The 15,502-nt window shown below is 36.9% G+C and carries 16 protein-coding genes; 15 read left to right on the top strand and 1 reads right to left on the bottom strand.

Translation table 11 applies throughout. The features are described 5' to 3' along the window. The first annotated feature begins 8 nt into the window (after positions 1–8). The 10 genes from pstC (at position 9) to COJ96_RS19520 (ending at position 9,318) form a co-directional block, all read left to right on the top strand. Entirely contained in the window at positions 9–932 is a 924-nt protein-coding gene (gene pstC / locus COJ96_RS19475; protein WP_098575452.1) for a phosphate ABC transporter permease subunit PstC, read from the top strand. Then, complete coding sequence (gene pstA / locus COJ96_RS19480; protein WP_098575453.1) at positions 929–1,816, top strand: phosphate ABC transporter permease PstA; 888 nt, start codon at positions 929–931, stop codon at positions 1,814–1,816. Before pstC ends, pstA begins: the two co-directional genes overlap by 4 nt. A gap of 55 nt (positions 1,817–1,871) precedes the next feature. Next, positions 1,872–2,654 (top strand): phosphate ABC transporter ATP-binding protein PstB, encoded by a 783-nt coding sequence (gene pstB, locus COJ96_RS19485; protein ID WP_051633605.1) that lies wholly within the window; start codon positions 1,872–1,874, stop codon positions 2,652–2,654. Between the two features lie 14 nt (positions 2,655–2,668). Then, the gene (pstB, locus tag COJ96_RS19490) at positions 2,669–3,442 is read left to right on the top strand and encodes a phosphate ABC transporter ATP-binding protein PstB (RefSeq protein WP_026565339.1); all 774 of its coding nucleotides are present in this window, start codon (positions 2,669–2,671) and stop codon (positions 3,440–3,442) included. Between the two features lie 14 nt (positions 3,443–3,456). Beyond that, entirely contained in the window at positions 3,457–4,116 is a 660-nt protein-coding gene (gene phoU, locus COJ96_RS19495) for a phosphate signaling complex protein PhoU (RefSeq protein WP_098575454.1), read from the top strand. 184 nt (positions 4,117–4,300) lie between these two features. Beyond that, a complete protein-coding gene (gene pssA / locus COJ96_RS19500) occupies positions 4,301–4,792 on the top strand; it encodes a CDP-diacylglycerol--serine O-phosphatidyltransferase (RefSeq protein WP_098575455.1) in 492 nt (163 codons plus the stop codon). A gap of 202 nt (positions 4,793–4,994) precedes the next feature. Further along, positions 4,995–6,272 carry a DedA family protein gene (locus tag COJ96_RS19505; RefSeq protein ID WP_098575456.1) on the top strand — a complete coding sequence of 426 codons (1,278 nt, stop codon included), beginning with the start codon at positions 4,995–4,997 and terminating at the stop codon, positions 6,270–6,272. 36 nt (positions 6,273–6,308) lie between these two features. Further along, on the top strand, positions 6,309–7,022 hold the full coding sequence (locus COJ96_RS19510; RefSeq protein ID WP_098575457.1) for a response regulator transcription factor: 714 nt from the start codon (positions 6,309–6,311) through the stop codon (positions 7,020–7,022). 34 nt (positions 7,023–7,056) lie between these two features. Beyond that, on the top strand, positions 7,057–8,391 hold the full coding sequence (locus tag COJ96_RS19515) for a sensor histidine kinase (protein ID WP_306460605.1): 1,335 nt from the start codon (positions 7,057–7,059) through the stop codon (positions 8,389–8,391). A 462-nt stretch (positions 8,392–8,853) separates the two neighbouring features. Then, complete coding sequence (locus tag COJ96_RS19520; protein WP_098575459.1) at positions 8,854–9,318, top strand: hypothetical protein; 465 nt, start codon at positions 8,854–8,856, stop codon at positions 9,316–9,318. A 70-nt stretch (positions 9,319–9,388) separates the two neighbouring features. Here the strand turns inward: COJ96_RS19520 and hcp are convergent, their stop codons facing one another. Beyond that, positions 9,389–11,062 (bottom strand): hydroxylamine reductase, encoded by a 1,674-nt coding sequence (gene hcp / locus COJ96_RS19525; protein WP_373561728.1) that lies wholly within the window; start codon positions 11,060–11,062, stop codon positions 9,389–9,391. A 373-nt stretch (positions 11,063–11,435) separates the two neighbouring features. On the opposite strand from hcp, the gene COJ96_RS19530 reads away from it, so the two are divergent. The 5 genes from COJ96_RS19530 (at position 11,436) to COJ96_RS19550 (ending at position 15,497) form a co-directional block, all read left to right on the top strand. Continuing rightward, complete coding sequence (locus tag COJ96_RS19530; RefSeq protein ID WP_257148567.1) at positions 11,436–12,284, top strand: spore germination protein; 849 nt, start codon at positions 11,436–11,438, stop codon at positions 12,282–12,284. Then, positions 12,277–13,086: a GerAB/ArcD/ProY family transporter gene (locus COJ96_RS19535; protein WP_257148572.1), complete on the top strand. Its 810-nt coding sequence runs from the start codon at positions 12,277–12,279 to the stop codon at positions 13,084–13,086. The genes COJ96_RS19530 and COJ96_RS19535 overlap by 8 nt, the downstream gene beginning before the upstream one ends. Continuing rightward, positions 13,083–14,258 carry a Ger(x)C family spore germination protein gene (locus COJ96_RS19540; RefSeq protein ID WP_098575463.1) on the top strand — a complete coding sequence of 392 codons (1,176 nt, stop codon included), beginning with the start codon at positions 13,083–13,085 and terminating at the stop codon, positions 14,256–14,258. The genes COJ96_RS19535 and COJ96_RS19540 overlap by 4 nt, the downstream gene beginning before the upstream one ends. Then, complete coding sequence (locus COJ96_RS19545) at positions 14,258–14,482, top strand: hypothetical protein (RefSeq protein WP_098575464.1); 225 nt, start codon at positions 14,258–14,260, stop codon at positions 14,480–14,482. Before COJ96_RS19540 ends, COJ96_RS19545 begins: the two co-directional genes overlap by 1 nt. Positions 14,483–14,666: 184 nt before the next feature. Further along, the gene (locus COJ96_RS19550; protein WP_098575465.1) at positions 14,667–15,497 is read left to right on the top strand and encodes an alpha/beta hydrolase; all 831 of its coding nucleotides are present in this window, start codon (positions 14,667–14,669) and stop codon (positions 15,495–15,497) included. The last annotated feature ends 5 nt before the right edge of the window (positions 15,498–15,502 follow it).

The following is a 15,502-nucleotide window of genomic DNA, read 5'->3' on the forward strand; positions in this document are numbered from 1 at the left end:
TGTGCATTATGGAAAAACTGCTTCCGGCAAAAGAAAGATTACTAAAATCAGCTAAAGATAGAGCGGGCGGGGAATTCAGAGGAAAAGTCCTTGTTCTTTTATGTGCGGTGATAATGATTTCTGCAACTATTGCCATTACCATTTTTTTAACTACAAAAGGGCTGCAATCCTTTATTAAGAATGGTGTCAATATCATTGAGTTCTTAACCAGTAAGACCTGGGACCCTACTAACAAAGCTAATCCGAAGTATGGAACGTTACCTTTTATTTTTGGTTCCTTTGCTGTGACCTTTTTATCAGCCATTGTTGCAGCACCATTAGGCATTGGCGGCGCCATTTTTATGACAGAAATTGCTCAGTCCTGGGGGAAAAAGGTCCTGCAGCCGGTAATTGAGTTACTTGTTGGAATTCCTTCAGTTGTATATGGATTCATCGGGCTTACCGTTTTAGTTCCATTTATCCGGGAACATATTGGAGGGCTGGGATTTAGTCTGCTTTCCGGAACGATTGTGCTTTCCATTATGATATTACCAACCGTAACAAGTATTGCCACTGATGCAATGAGTTCCTTGCCGAAGCCGTTAAGAGAAGGTTCTTATGCATTAGGAGCAACCCGTTGGCAAACGATTAGGAAAGTGTTGATTCCTGCTGCATTGCCATCGCTGCTCACTGCCATTGTACTTGGTATGGCGCGAGCGTTTGGGGAAGCATTGGCTGTTCAGATGGTCATTGGGAATGTGAAAACATTACCATCAAGTTTATTAGAGGCTTCTGCTACCTTAACAACCATTATTACGTTGAACATGGGTCATACAACATACGGAAGTGTAGAAAATAACACTCTCTGGTCGATGGGATTAATTTTATTAATCATGTCGTTTGCATTTATCCTCTTTATCCGTTATCTATCTGCAAGGAGGAAAATGAAATGAATGCCAAGTCTGCTGATCGAATTGCGTCTTTTATCTTCTATTTAATAGCGTTCATTATTATTTCGATACTTGTTGGTTTGTTTTACTATATTTTAATCAACGGGCTAAAAAACATATCCTTTGGTTTCTTAACGACACCATCAAGCAATGTTAGAGGTGGGGGAGGAATCCGGGACCAATTATTCAATTCGTTTTATATCCTGTTTATTACCATGCTGATTGCTGTACCGCTAGGAGTAGGCGGAGGAATTTATATGGCAGAGTATTCAAAACCCGGGAAGGTGACGGATTTCATTCGTTCTTGTGTGGAGGTTTTGGCATCTCTCCCTTCAATCGTTATCGGTATGTTTGGTTTATTAATGTTTGTTAACCTTACTGGATGGGGCTATACCATATTAGGAGGTGCTCTCGCACTTACAGTATTCAACTTACCCGTTATAGTACGAGTAAGTGAGGATGCCATCCGAACTGTTCCGCGTGAATTAAAAGAGGCGAGCCTTGCGTTGGGGATCACTCATTGGCATACCATTAAAACGGTAATATTACCTAGCGCATTTCCAACCATATTGACAGGGATTATCCTTGCTTCCGGCAGGGTTTTTGGGGAAGCGGCTGCCCTTTTGTTTACAGCAGGGTTATCTACACCAAGGCTCGATTATGCAAACTGGAATCCATTTTCTCAAACTTCACCCTTAAATATTTTTCGGCCGGCGGAAACTTTGGCAGTTCATATTTGGTCTGTCAATACTCAAGGCTTAATTCCAGATGTCGAAGAGGTGTCCAGCGGTTCTTCCGCTGTCTTAGTCATTTCCGTTTTAATCTTTAATTTATTGGCAAGATGGATTGGAAGTTTGATACACCGAAAAATTACAGCAACTAAATAAAAAGCAGGTGAGGATCTTGGTTACAGCTACTAAGGAAAGAGCGGTCGAAACGAATGTGGAACAAAGCAAAGGGAATGGCCAGAAAACGAATATCTTGAAAGTCGAAAACTTAGAAATTTTTTATGGAGAAAAACGGGCGGTTAATGGGATTTCATTAGGTATTGAAAAAAACTCAGTAACAGCGCTTATCGGACCATCCGGCTGCGGAAAATCGACTTTCCTGAGAAGCATTAACAGAATGAACGATTTAATTCCAGGGGCAAGAGCTGAAGGGGAAATTGTTTATGAGGATCTAAATATTTTATCCGAACAAATAAATGTTGTCGCTTTGCGTAAAGAAATAGGGATGGTCTTTCAAAAACCAAATCCGTTTCCCAAATCTATTTACCAAAATCTAACGCATGCATTAAAGTTTGCAGGAATCCGAAAGAAAAGTGAGCTTGATGGTATTGTTGAAGAAAGCTTGCGTAAGGCTGCCTTGTGGGAAGAGGTAAAGGACCGTCTTCATAAATCAGCCCTTGCACTTTCGGGAGGACAGCAGCAGCGTCTCTGCATTGCCAGGACGATAGCGATGAAACCAACTGTCATGCTTCTTGACGAACCTTCCTCTGCACTTGATCCTATTTCTAATGCTAAGGTTGAGGATTTAATCGTGGATTTAAAAAAGGACTATTCCATTATTATCGTCACACATAATATGCAGCAAGCCTCTCGTGTATCGGATAAAACCGCATTCTTCCTTAGCGGTGATTTGATTGAATATGATTTAACAGAAAAAATCTTTACCAACCCTTCACAAACAAAGACAGAAGAATATATTTCAGGAAGGTTCGGGTAAAAGGAGGGCTTACTATGTCCGAAATATCTGTGCATAGACAGGTTTTTCAAATAAATGATTTAGATCTATATTATGGAGAGCATCAGGCTCTAAAGAAAATAAATTTTCCAATAATCAAAAAAGAGGTAACAGCTATTATTGGTCCTTCCGGATGCGGAAAGTCTACTTTTATCAAAACTTTGAACCTGATGATTAATTACGTCCCAAAGGTAAGGATGACTGGGGAAATTAATTATAATAGTCAAAATATATTAAATGATAAAATCGACCTGGTCGAACTAAGGAAAAACGTGGGGATGGTATTCCAAAAAGGAAATCCTTTTCCGCAATCGATATTTGATAATGTTGCTTTTGGCCCAAGAATCCATGGGATCAAAAAAAGAACTCATCTGGAAGAGATTGTTACGAAATCGTTGATGGACGTTGCATTATGGGATGAAGTAAAGGACCGTTTAGGTGCTCCTGCTCTTGGACTCTCCGGAGGACAACAGCAGAGGTTGTGCATAGCGAGAGCCCTAGCCACAAAACCGGATGTTTTGTTAATGGACGAACCGACATCAGCCCTGGACCCAATCTCAACGTTAAAGATTGAGGAATTAATCTTAAAACTAAAAGAAAAATATACGATTGTTATTGTGACACATAATATGCAGCAAGCCTCCAGGGTTTCGGATAAAACAGCCTTCTTTTTGATGGGAGAATTAATTGAGCTGGATGATACTTCAAGTATTTTCTCAAACCCAAGGGATGAACGTACTGAAGGATATATTACTGGAAGATTTGGTTAAAGGAGTGATAAATTATGATTACAAGATTGAATTTCGAAAATAATTTAAAACAATTAAAAGAACTGTTGATGGATATGGCCCAAAAATCGGAAAACGCCATAAAAGATAGTATCAATTCACTTATTAATCAAGACTTGGATAAAGCCAATGAAATCCTTAATAATGATACAGTGATAGATGATTTAGAACATGAAATTAACAATAAAGCCATTACTTTAATTGCAAAGGAATCTCCTGTAGCAAAGGACCTTAGAAGAATCGTCGTTGCTTTAAAAATTTCGTCCGAAGTTGAACGAATTGCCGATAATGCCGTAAACATTGCAAAATCAACCATACATATTGGCAAAGAAAAACATATTAAGGAAATAGTCGATATCCCAAAGATGATGGATCTTGCTTTAGAAATGTTAGATGATTCCCTTAATGCCTTCTTGGAAGAGGACGTAGATCTTGCTAGAAGATGTGCACAAAAGGATGATAAGGTAGATGAAATGTATGGAAGCTTAGTTAAAGAACTTATGGGATATTTACAGCAATATCCCAATCAAACGAATCAAATCACACAGTTAGCTTTTGTATGCCGATACATTGAAAGGCTTGCTGATCATTCTACTAACATAGCTGAACATGTCATTTACCTTGTGACTGGCGAACGCTATGATTTGAATGCTTAACGCAATAAACAATCTTCACTAATGGCATCATTCACTGTAATAAGGGAACCAAAAAAGCTTTATTAGGGGAAAAGAATAGTAGCTGGTGGAACTGTGGACCTATCTTTATTTACTCTATTTAAAGTATAAAAACCAAGGGACCTAAATAGGTTAAAAGTGGAGTCGATTGTGAGGTGGAAGCAGCTTGTTTAATAAAATAGTAAAGGCCATACCTAATTTATTTACAATAGGGAATTTATTGTGCGGCGTTCTTTCCATTACATGTAATATGAGTGGATTTTTAGAGGTAGCCGCCGTTTTAATATTCTTTTCAGCCGTATTCGATCTAGTGGATGGTAGAGTTGCCAGAAAGTTAAAAGTGAACAGTGAATTTGGCGTACAATTGGATTCATTAGCCGATATTGTAAGTTTCGGTGTAGCTCCTGCTCTTCTATTTCATGCGATTGCTGCACCATCCATATTAACTTCTTTGGCATTTATCCTTTTTCCAACTATGGGGGCATTAAGGTTAGCTAAATTCAATGTGAAACCAACCGTTGGTTATTTTAGCGGATTACCTATTCCAGCTGCTGGAATACCTTTGGCGGGGATGGGTTTCTTTTTATATAGCAATGCGTGGATTACCTTAATTCTCGCTCTGCTAATGGTAAGTCCAATTAGGGTGAAAAAACTTTAATGTATCAATCTCCTGAGTAAATAGCTATTATCCATTCATAATGGGTATAGCTTTTTTTCATTATCTTATAGTTTCCTTAAGACAGGATTAAGATTTCATTAACATAGAAAATGAATGCATTAAACGTGCTACATTGTAAGTGGGTCTAAAGTTCAAGGATTATACTTTAGCGTTTCTTTTTCTAAAAAATGGGGGCATTTATATGTCATATGTAATCACTTTATTTGAACAGCATAGTTATCTCATATTATTTATAGGGATTTTTCTGGAACTCATGGCTCTTCCAATTTCAGGTGAGTTCCTAATGAGCTACGCTGGATACTTTGTCTATCAAGGAAAAATGAATTACATTTTAGCACTTTTGACTGTCTTTCTTTCAGGTGGTGCGGGAATTACCGTAACCTATTGGATTGGGAGAGCAGGAGGATATAAACCCATCGAAAAATACGGAAAGTTTATTCACATGGGACCAGAAAGATATAAGAAAATAGCAGCTTGGTTTGATCGTTCTGGTAGTAAATTGCTTGTTTTTGCCTATTTCATACCAGGTATTAGGCATTTCACTGGTTATATTTCTGGAATTTCTAGAATGCCTTTTCGAAAATTTATTATTCCTGCTTATACAGGTGTATTTTTATGGGGAGTTTGTTTTATAACTTTAGGGAAAGTATTGGGCCCAAAATGGGACAGCTTCCATCAAGCTGCTAGTAAATATTTAATCGTATTCATTATTGTTTTCGCTGTATTGTTAGTAAGTTATATTGCTTATCGGTATTATAAAGTTCCAATCAAGGCATTTTTTATTCATTTGCTAAAACGATTGATACAGCGGCTAAATACAATTAGAGCAACTGAGATATTTCTAATCATCCTTACATTAATTTTAATAGGTATGGTCACACTGATGCTGGGAATGGCACAAGACTATTTATATGACGAGTTTTCCCAGTTTAATAAGGTTACCAAATACATCATTCATTCAGCTAGTTATATGAGTTGGATGAACGGGTTTATCGTATTTCAATCACCATTTGCATTTGGTTCCATCATAGCAGTAACTATGATTCGAATTTGGAGCAAGGGCCGAAACAGAGGGCTTGAATTTCTTTTACTAGGAGTATCAATAGCAGGAGCCAAACCCTTCCATGATACGGTTATTAAAGTATTTACCTATCTACAATCAGTTGGGTTTGTGGGGAAATTTCACTCGGCAAATTTTCCTGATTTTAATGCGACTGTTTTGATCATTATTTATGGCACATGTTTATTTTTACTTGTTCGTCATACTAATAAGAATTATGCGGCTATATTTGGTCCTTTATTTTTATTAGTCCTATTAATTGTACTAGCTATTGTAAATATTGCATCAAATGTTGTACTGCCAAGTGATATGGTAGGTGGTTATGTTTATGGCGGTGTTTGGATATTTTTTAACTTCTTATTGTTTGAAATGTTAAGACTTGTAATAGTGAAGTATTGATTGGAAATGGCACATTAAGGGGAAGGGTTAAGGGCTATGAAAACACATATTTTAGTCATTGAAGATGAGACTCAAATTGCACGTGTATTGAAAATGGAGCTTGAGTTTGAATGCTATCAGGTAACAGTGGAACATAACGGTAAATCAGGATTAGAAACCGCCTTAAATTCTGACGTGGATTTAATCCTATTAGATGTAATGTTGCCTGGAGTAAGTGGAATAGAGGTATTAAGACGTTATAGAAAGGATAACAAGAAAACACCCGTTATTCTTTTAACAGCCCGAAATACAACATTTGATAAAGTTGCAGGTTTGGACCATGGAGCTAATGATTATGTCACAAAGCCTTATGAAATTGAAGAATTGTTAGCTCGGATTCGTGCGTGTTTACGAGATTTTGATAAAGAGGAATCTATCGTGGAACAACCATTATTGACAGTTGAGGACTTAGTTATTAATACAGACACAAGAGAAGTAACAAGGAATGGACAAATGATCCCCTTCACACCGAAGGAGTATGATTTACTGGTATATTTGGTAGTGAATAAAAACAAAGTAGTAACAAGAGATAGTATCATTATGAGCGTTTGGGGATATGAGTACGAGGGTGAAATGAATGTCATTGATGTTTTTATCAGACAAATAAGAAAAAAGATGGATGAAGGATTTTCTTTCCAATTAATTAATACGGTTCGAGGGATTGGTTACACCATCAAGGAGAAAATAGATGAAGATCACGACAAAAATTAATCTTTTAACCACTATCTGGATGCTTTGCATTTTAATGATTATTAATTTTGCGGTCTTCTTTCTATTTATGAAAACAACAGTAAATATGGAAGAAAAGGTTCTCCTTCAAAAAGCAGAGGATATACTTAAAGAAATTGGTTCAATTCCGTCTTCCAGTAATGTTGAAGCACGGTTAAAGGAGAATTTAACTGACCATTCATTTATAAGAATGATTCAACCGAAAAATAAGGTAGTTCATGAAGTAACCAATGACCAATTACTCTCAAAAAAAATGAAAGGAAAATACACCACGAAAAAGCAATCCCAAACACGGTTGATTTCGGCAGAAAACGGAGAAGAAGAGGTTTTAATTATTCGTTTACCGATTAAACATGGAAATAACGTGAGTTTGGAGGTTGGAGAACGGTTATCAGGTCTAGAAACGAGAAAAGAAATTCTTCGTGGTATATTAGGGTTTTGTACACTAATAGCAGCTATATTGTCCTTACTTGGAGGAAGATGGTTAGCAAATATGATTATGAAACCAATTTCCAATATGATTAACACCATGGAAGAAATTGAAAAAAGCGGTGTTCCGAAAAAGATTATCATACAAAATGAAACGAAGGATGAACTCTATACAATGGCGAATACGTTTAATCGTATGATCAATAGGATCCAAGAAAATCTCGCCAAACAAGCACAGTTTGTTTCTGATGCATCACATGAATTAAAGACGCCATTGACTGTCATCAAGAGCTATGCAAATCTCTTAAAAAGGCAAGGGATAGAAAATAAAGATATAGCCGAAGAGGCTATCCATGCCATTCATACAGAGGCCACTAGAATACAAAAAATGACTGATACTTTTCTGGATCTAGCTAATTTAGAAAATGAAAATATATTAGAAATAAATAAAATCGACTTAGTATCTTTATCCGAAAATATACTAAAACAACTTAAAGAGGTATATAAAAGGGAGATACTACTGCGTTTTGAGGAAAATCCAATCACTATTTATGCCGATGAGTTAAAGATAAAGCAAGTCATCATCATCTTGATTGATAACGCAATGAAATATAGTAATGATAAAATTGAAGTCTTCATAGAAAGAACCCACCAACATGCAATAATCAATATAAAAGATTATGGAATTGGAATCCCAGAGAATGAAATAGAAAATATTTTTGAACGCTTTTATAGAGTGGACAAAGCAAGAAGTCGTGAAACTGGAGGTTCTGGTTTGGGTCTAAATATTGCCAAAAATATTGTACAACTACACAAAGGTGAAATTAAGATAAAGAGCAAAGAAGGAATTGGCACGAAAGTAGTAATATTTTTACCGATTTTGAATAAACAAAATCGGGATGAAAGCAGTCCCTTTGTATGACGTTGTGAAAAAGTGTACTTAAGTAAAGTGGATCCAAGAGTTACAGGGGCATTTCATTAAGATATTCCTAAGGTAATAGAAGAAAAAGAGGAGGGCCAAGATGGGTTGACCAGAGATTCCAAAAGATTTTCATATTCCGAAAAGGAAAGATGTAGTTACATTAAAGCATGCTGGGATTGCACAAATGGAACAATCACTAGCAAATTTAGAGGAAAACCCCATATATAAGGAAGAATCAAGTTAATTTTATACATATGAATTTGGTAAGATTGATGTCACCTCATTTCATTAACTGTTACATTCTATTACCTAATCAACCTATTGGGTACGTGACAATAACCTAAATAAAACGAAATGGGGGAGTACACTTTGGACTTTTCTTTTTAATCAAAATAAACGTCAAAACTGTCTCGTAACTTAATACAAACTAGTCCGTCATATACAGTAAAAGGGGGAATGTGTATGAAGAGATGGTTTTTAATATTCATAGCTCTTTTTGGACTTGCCATAATAGGTTGTTCAAATAATGGATCGGCAGGAGGAAAGCCGCCTAAAGCCTTTATAGAAATCAATAATAAAAGATTTGAAACTGTGCTTGGTACTTATTGTTGGCAAGAGAATGGAAAAGGTGAATGCGTCGATTCTGTTGGAACAATTGAACTATTAAAAAGTAAAAAGCCAATAGAAGTAAAACCTGGAGAGAAAATAACTTTCGTGATGGATTATGAACCAAAACCAAATAAATTCCATGTTTTGCAGATAAGCAATAACCAAGAAACTGAAATTGTTGTTAAGGATAATCATTTTTCTGCACCTATACAAAAAGGGCTTTATTATTACTCTTATGGAGTATGGTGGATGGATGAAAAGGAAGAGAATTTATCTCATGGCGATGCTTTTTATGCCTTCTCCTTAGAAGTAAAATAGTTAAAAGGGAAAGCCATTAATACTTTCCCTTTCTTTACTCCTTTATACCAGTCGGGACCTTCGTTTATGATTAAACTAATGTTCCTTCTTGCATTTCAATGGTGCTGTTCATGAACATTTCCAAGTCGGCTTTCGTATTGGAAATGCCGCCTACACCAAAATTCTCAATTAAGAAGTTCGTTACGTTTGGTGATAAGAAAGCTGGTAATGTTGGGCCAACGTGAATATTTTTCACACCCAAGTATAGTAAAGATAAGAATACGATCACCGCTTTTTGCTCATACCATGCGATATTGTAAGATAACGGTAATTCATTTACACTTTCTAATCCGAATGCCTCTTTCAGCTTCAATGCGGTCATAACTAAAGAGTAGGAATCGTTACATTGACCTGCATCCAGTACCCTTGGAATTCCGTTGATATCACCTAAATCCAGCTTATTATATCGATATTTTGCACAACCTGCTGTTAAAATAATCGTATCTTGTGGAAGCTCTTCGGCAAACTCTTTATAATACGTTCTGCTCTTATGGCGGCCATCACAGCCAGCCATGACAAAGAATCGTTTAATATCACCATTTTTCACCGCTTCTACCACTTGATCCGCTACTTGAGCCACTTGATTATGCGCAAATCCTCCAACAATTTCACCTGTTTCAATTTCTACTGGCGGCTGGCATTTCTTTGCATGCTCAATGATAACAGAGAAATCTTTTGTTCCATCTTCATTTTTTGGAATATAGGTTACACCTTCAACAGCCGTTGCCCCAGTGGTATACATTCTTCCTTTATAAGATTCCTTTGGCGGAACAATACAGTTGGTTGTCATTAAAATCGGACCGTTAAAGCTTTCGAATTCACGAGTTTGTTCCCACCATGCATTTCCATAGTTACCGACAAAGTGGTCATATTTTTTGAAGGCTGGATAATAGTGTGCCGGCAGCATTTCGCTATGTGTATACACATCTACTCCCGTGCCTTCCGTTTGTTTTAATAACTGTTCCATATCTTTCAGGTCATGGCCACTCACTAAAATTCCCGGATTTTGACGTACCCCAATGTTTACTTTCGTCATTTCGGGATGACCATATGTGGATGTATTGGCGGTATCTAAAAGCTCCATGGCATGAACGCCATACTTTCCACATTCCATTGAAAGTTCAATCAATTGTTCCATACTTACAGAATCATCTGTAATCATGGCTAGTGCTTTTTGCATAAACGCATTTAGCTCATCATTTTCATAGTAAAGGTTTGCCGCATGCTCTAAATAGGCAGCCATTCCTTTCAAACCGTATGTTACTAACTCTCTTAATGAACGAATATCTTCATCTTTTGTGGCTAAAATACTAACTTCCTGCGAAGCAGATTTCATTTCTAGTTGATGATTGGTTTCAGCATCCCATGTAACATAATCGCTATTATTGTCTAACGTGTACCCAGCATTGGTAATGGCCGCTTTAATTTCTTCCCGGAGGTTTAAACCTTTTCTTACTGTATGAAAAAACTCATTTTTATCCCAATTGGCATTGGTAATCGTCATAAAAAGACCATTTACAATATATTCATCGGTTTTCTTTTGATTAATCCCGATTCCACGTGCCATTGTATTCACAATCGCTAATCCCTTCATTGTATAAATCAATAAATCTTGCATATTGGCTAAATCATCTTTTTTTCCACATACTCCAACAACTGTACAACCTGTTCCTTTTGCAGTTTCTTGACATTGAAAACAAAACATACTCATTTATAATTTCCTCCTGTGAATGATTGCTAATTTTTTAATTTTTCTAGGTTCTTAGTTAGTGGGAAAGATTGAAAAAGGTTTAATAGCAATTATAAATGTAATCAACTTATTTACATTGTCATTATAAATTCATTGATTTTAAATTTGGAGTTCTTAAGGAATCTGTTCATAAACAAGTCAAAAAGATTTGAACACTTCGTGACAAAAAGGACAAATGGATGGGGGGCGGAAATCTAAAAAACAATATCCGATTAGAAAAGATTTAATATCCTTCCATTCTGAATACTTTTCAAAAATATAAGGAAATTAATAATATGTGAAGAAAAAGGAGGAAAATGAGGTGATTCGTGTTAGAAGGAGTCCTTTCATGAAGAAAGACGTGAAAGATCATAAAGCTCCACATCAGACTTTATCACAGGACAGCCCTTTATCGAAAACACTTGAAAGCAATATACAATACTTCTCCTCTCTGTACAAGGAAAGTTCAGATGTCATTTTCCGAACCTTTATTGTTGATAAGAAAGACGCTGCTATTATCTATATAGAGGGATTAAGCGATACTCAACAGTTAGAACAACAAGTGCTTGAGACACTGTTAGATACAAGTGAATTTGATGAAACAGACTTCCTGCTTTCTATAAAAAATAGATTACCCATTTCAAACATCAACCGGGTCACGACGATTTCCGCCTGTATCGATGCCATTTCCACTGGAAACCCAGTTTTGTTGTTTGATGGATTTGAAGAGGCTTTCTCCTTAGGTTTAGTGAAATTTGAAAAACGCACCATTGAAGAGCCACAGGCGGAAACATCCATTCGAGGACCAAGAGAAGGTTTCACTGAATCTCTTGGTGTAAATACATCATTATTGCGTCGAATTTTAAAAGACCCTGCTTTGAAAATGAAGACCGTCTATATAGGAAAATATACAAAGACAAAGGTGGTAATTTCTTTTATAGAGGGAATAGTAGATAAAGCTCTAATTGAGGAAATAGAAAACCGTCTGAATCGAATAAATATTGATGGAGTGTTGGAAAGTGGGTATATCGAACAATTCATTGAGGATAATCCCTATTCTCCCTTTCCGCAAGTTTTGTATACCGAGCGCCCTGATGTGGTTTGCGGTAATTTACTAGAGGGCAGAGCCGTTTTGCTTATTTGGGAAAGCAGTCGGAAAGCTATTTGGTGTTTTCCTCGTTTCCTTTTATATTCATGATACAGGGCTAATCATCAGACAATATTCTGATTTCATCTCTGGCAACGTGATGTTTGAAACCCCTAGCCTTGTATTTTCCATCAGCATCATGTTTGTCAGCGCACTAGCGGTGAGGGGCGGGATTGAAGTGATTGCCAGGTCCGCCGTTATTTGCACGACACTATACATGAGTACATCTTTGTCGCTCCTTTTATTATTGAAGGATATTGATGTTACTTTTATGCTACCTATTTTAGAGAATGGGCTCCTCCCGGTTATGAAGGGAGGATTTGTACATACAGCCTGGTTCAGTGAATTGTTTCTTTTAGCCTTCATTTATCCTTATATCAATAGCCCCAAGACGGGTCTAAAGTCAGGGATGAAAATCGCTCTTTTCATCATGCTTTTTCTTTTATATATTCACTTTTTTGTACTCACTTTATTAGGTATTTCATCCGTCAATCAATTTTATCCTGTATACTCGATCGTCCGTGCCATAAGTGTAATGGGATTTTTTGAAAACTTTGAAGTGATCATTACGGCTTCCTGGGTACTCGGGAATTTTGTTAAAGTAACTGTTTTTTTATATGTAGCTAGTTTGGGACTTGCGCAATTATTAAGGCTTTCGGATAACCGACTGATTGTGTTTCCCTTAAGTCTGCTTATCATTTTATTAAGTTATTGGGGCATCCCTAATATTGTCGAATTAATAGACTACATGACAAAAATTCAGCCATTTTATTTTGTGATGGTTCAGACGATCCTGCCCCTTTTCTTGCTCATCATTGCTTTGGTACGTAGGAAAAGGAGTGAGAGCAGTTGAAGAAGATTCTACTTTCCATCATGTGCTTTTGTATTACCACTCTTTCTGGCTGTTGGGATCAGGTGGAATTGCCAGATCTTGCCATTATTACTGCTGCGGCCATCGACCGTTTAGAAGATGGAAAAACAAGAATCTCAGTCCAGATATTTATCCCACGTACCATTACAAGCGGACAAACAGGAGAGGATCCAAGCTCAGCTTCCACTTTTGTTCGTGAAGGAATAGGCGATAATCTGGCAAATGCCATTTCCAAGTTACAACTCAATGTACCGAGGAGACTGTTCTGGGGTCAATGTAAACTTTTTATTTTTGGAGACGAGCTTGCTAAAAACGGTATACGTAAAGAAATCGATTTTTTGGCACGCCATCCAAGTCCAAGAGGAAAATCACTTTTATATGTTAGTAAAGGGGAAGCGAGAGATATTTTGACATTAATTCCACCTTTAGAAAGATATTCAGGGGAGGCCCTGAGAAAAGTATCACAAATTGAAAATGGAATGATTACAACACTAAAAGATGTCGACATGGGGTTAATGGGTGAGAGTGAAAGTGTGTCTATGCCTTATATAAAAAAGTTGTCCCAAAATGATAAAACAAGGAAATCGAATCAGACCATACCTGTTTTTGAGGGAACGGCTGTATATAAGAAAGATAAAATGATTGGAACGTTAAACATGAAAGAGACACGTGGTTTACTTTGGTTAAAGGACGAGGTGAAAAGGAGTACCATATCCGTTAAGCCTAAAGGTGAGGACGGTAAAGTTACGATGACACCGACGATAGGAAAGATGAGTTTTAGACCTAAAATCAAAGAAAATCGCTGGATGATGCATCTAAATATCGCGATTGAAGGAGATATTGTTCAAAACGAAACGCAGCTAAATCTACTGAATGAGGATGTCCTGATGAAAATCCAGGGGGAATTCGAAGCCGCCTTAAAGAAAAGAGTAGGCCAAACCGTTGAGAAGCTTCAAAAGGATTTCAAGACAGATGTCATCGATTTTGGGAGGAAATTTCATCAACACTACCCGAAGGAATGGAAAAAAGTGCAGGATCACTGGGAGGAGAAATTCCCAGAGGTCGAGGTCCATATAACAGTGAATGCAAAAATAAGGAGACCTGGTTACATTGGTCCGCCCGCAGCCCTACCTAGAGACGAGGTGAAGGAGTAATGCAATGGAGTTGGGTCACAGTATTAGGCATACAAGGACTTTTGGTAATCATTGTGTTATTCGAGTGGAAGAGACTCAAAAAGGCGTCGAAGGCAGATATCATAACATTTTCAGCAATCCTGTTATTGTCAGAATTGATTGCCTTTTTTAACCTAGAAAACGTGCCGGGGCCTCTTACTCTGCTTCAATACATTTTTGGTCCTTTAAGTAAAATAATGGAGTAATGCTTTTAAAGATTCGCTTTACATTAAAACTACTTGATGTAGGTAGACTTCATGAAATGTCTCATAAAATGACCTCCAATTTGTATCCTAGGTGGGAGGTCATTTTTTTTCTTATTTTTTTGTATTGTGAACATTAGATTTATTCAGTATATTTAATGTAATATCAAGCAGCGAGGAAGGTAAAATGAACCAATCCTATTTTTATTTAAAACTAGAAACACATCAATTACATATGTCTTATAAAAATGAATCTCGTCGTGTGCGTGTTTTATTGCCGAAAAATTATGATAAAGAAGAGGCTGAAAATTATCCAGTTGTCTATATGCATGATGGACAAAATGTTTTCTACAGTAGTGAAGCTTATAGTGGTTATTCATGGAAAGTTATTCCGGCAATTAAACAAAACCCTGATTTACCGAAGATGATTGTGGTTGGGATCGATAACGCTGGACAAGATCGAATGAATGAATATACGCCTTGGAAAATTACTGAAAGCCCACTCCCTGAAGATATTGAATTAGGCGGTAAAGGCGCGGAATATGCTGAGTTTGTCATGACGGTTGTAAAGCCGTTTATCGATAAGCATTACCGAACTAAATCGGATAAATATCATACAGTGATGATTGGCAGTTCACTTGGAGGAAATATCTCGGCTTTTATGGGGATTGAATATAAAAATCAAATTGGTGGATTAGGCATTTTTTCTTTAGCTAATTGGATTACTAGTAAAGCCTTTGATAGTTATATTGCTAGACAAGAGTTGGATCCTGAACAACGCGTGTATATTCAAGTGGGGACTCAGGAAGGCGATGATGCCGATCGCCAATTGATGTATGGGAATATGAAGCAGGCGTATATCGATTGCTCACTTAAGTATTATAAACAACTGATAAAAGGCTCTGTTCCAATTGATAACATTCGTTTAAATATCTTTGCGGATGAAGAACATACTGAGAAAGCTTGGGCAAAACACTTGCCAGAATGTTTACGTTTTGTAAGTGAGAAGTGGTCTTAAATGAA

The sequence above is a fragment of the Bacillus sp. AFS073361 genome (assembly GCF_002567005.1).
Classification (GTDB): Bacteria; Bacillota; Bacilli; order Bacillales; family Cytobacillaceae; genus Neobacillus.

Excerpts from the sequence above, each read along its gene's own strand:
- pstC (WP_098575452.1), top strand. The coding sequence starts at position 9 with ATGGAAAAACTGCTTCCGGCAAAAGAAAGATTACTAAAATCAGCTAAA.
- pstA (WP_098575453.1), top strand. The coding sequence starts at position 929 with ATGAATGCCAAGTCTGCTGATCGAATTGCGTCTTTTATCTTCTATTTA.
- pstB (WP_026565339.1), top strand. The coding sequence starts at position 2,669 with ATGTCCGAAATATCTGTGCATAGACAGGTTTTTCAAATAAATGATTTA.
- phoU (WP_098575454.1), top strand. The coding sequence starts at position 3,457 with ATGATTACAAGATTGAATTTCGAAAATAATTTAAAACAATTAAAAGAA.
- COJ96_RS19505 (WP_098575456.1), top strand. The coding sequence starts at position 4,995 with ATGTCATATGTAATCACTTTATTTGAACAGCATAGTTATCTCATATTA.
- COJ96_RS19510 (WP_098575457.1), top strand. The coding sequence starts at position 6,309 with ATGAAAACACATATTTTAGTCATTGAAGATGAGACTCAAATTGCACGT.
- COJ96_RS19515 (WP_306460605.1), top strand. The coding sequence starts at position 7,057 with ATGATTATTAATTTTGCGGTCTTCTTTCTATTTATGAAAACAACAGTA.
- COJ96_RS19520 (WP_098575459.1), top strand. The coding sequence starts at position 8,854 with ATGAAGAGATGGTTTTTAATATTCATAGCTCTTTTTGGACTTGCCATA.
- hcp (WP_373561728.1), bottom strand. The coding sequence starts at position 11,062 with ATGTTTTGTTTTCAATGTCAAGAAACTGCAAAAGGAACAGGTTGTACA.
- COJ96_RS19530 (WP_257148567.1), top strand. The coding sequence starts at position 11,436 with ATGAAGAAAGACGTGAAAGATCATAAAGCTCCACATCAGACTTTATCA.
- COJ96_RS19545 (WP_098575464.1), top strand. The coding sequence starts at position 14,258 with ATGCAATGGAGTTGGGTCACAGTATTAGGCATACAAGGACTTTTGGTA.
- COJ96_RS19550 (WP_098575465.1), top strand. The coding sequence starts at position 14,667 with ATGAACCAATCCTATTTTTATTTAAAACTAGAAACACATCAATTACAT.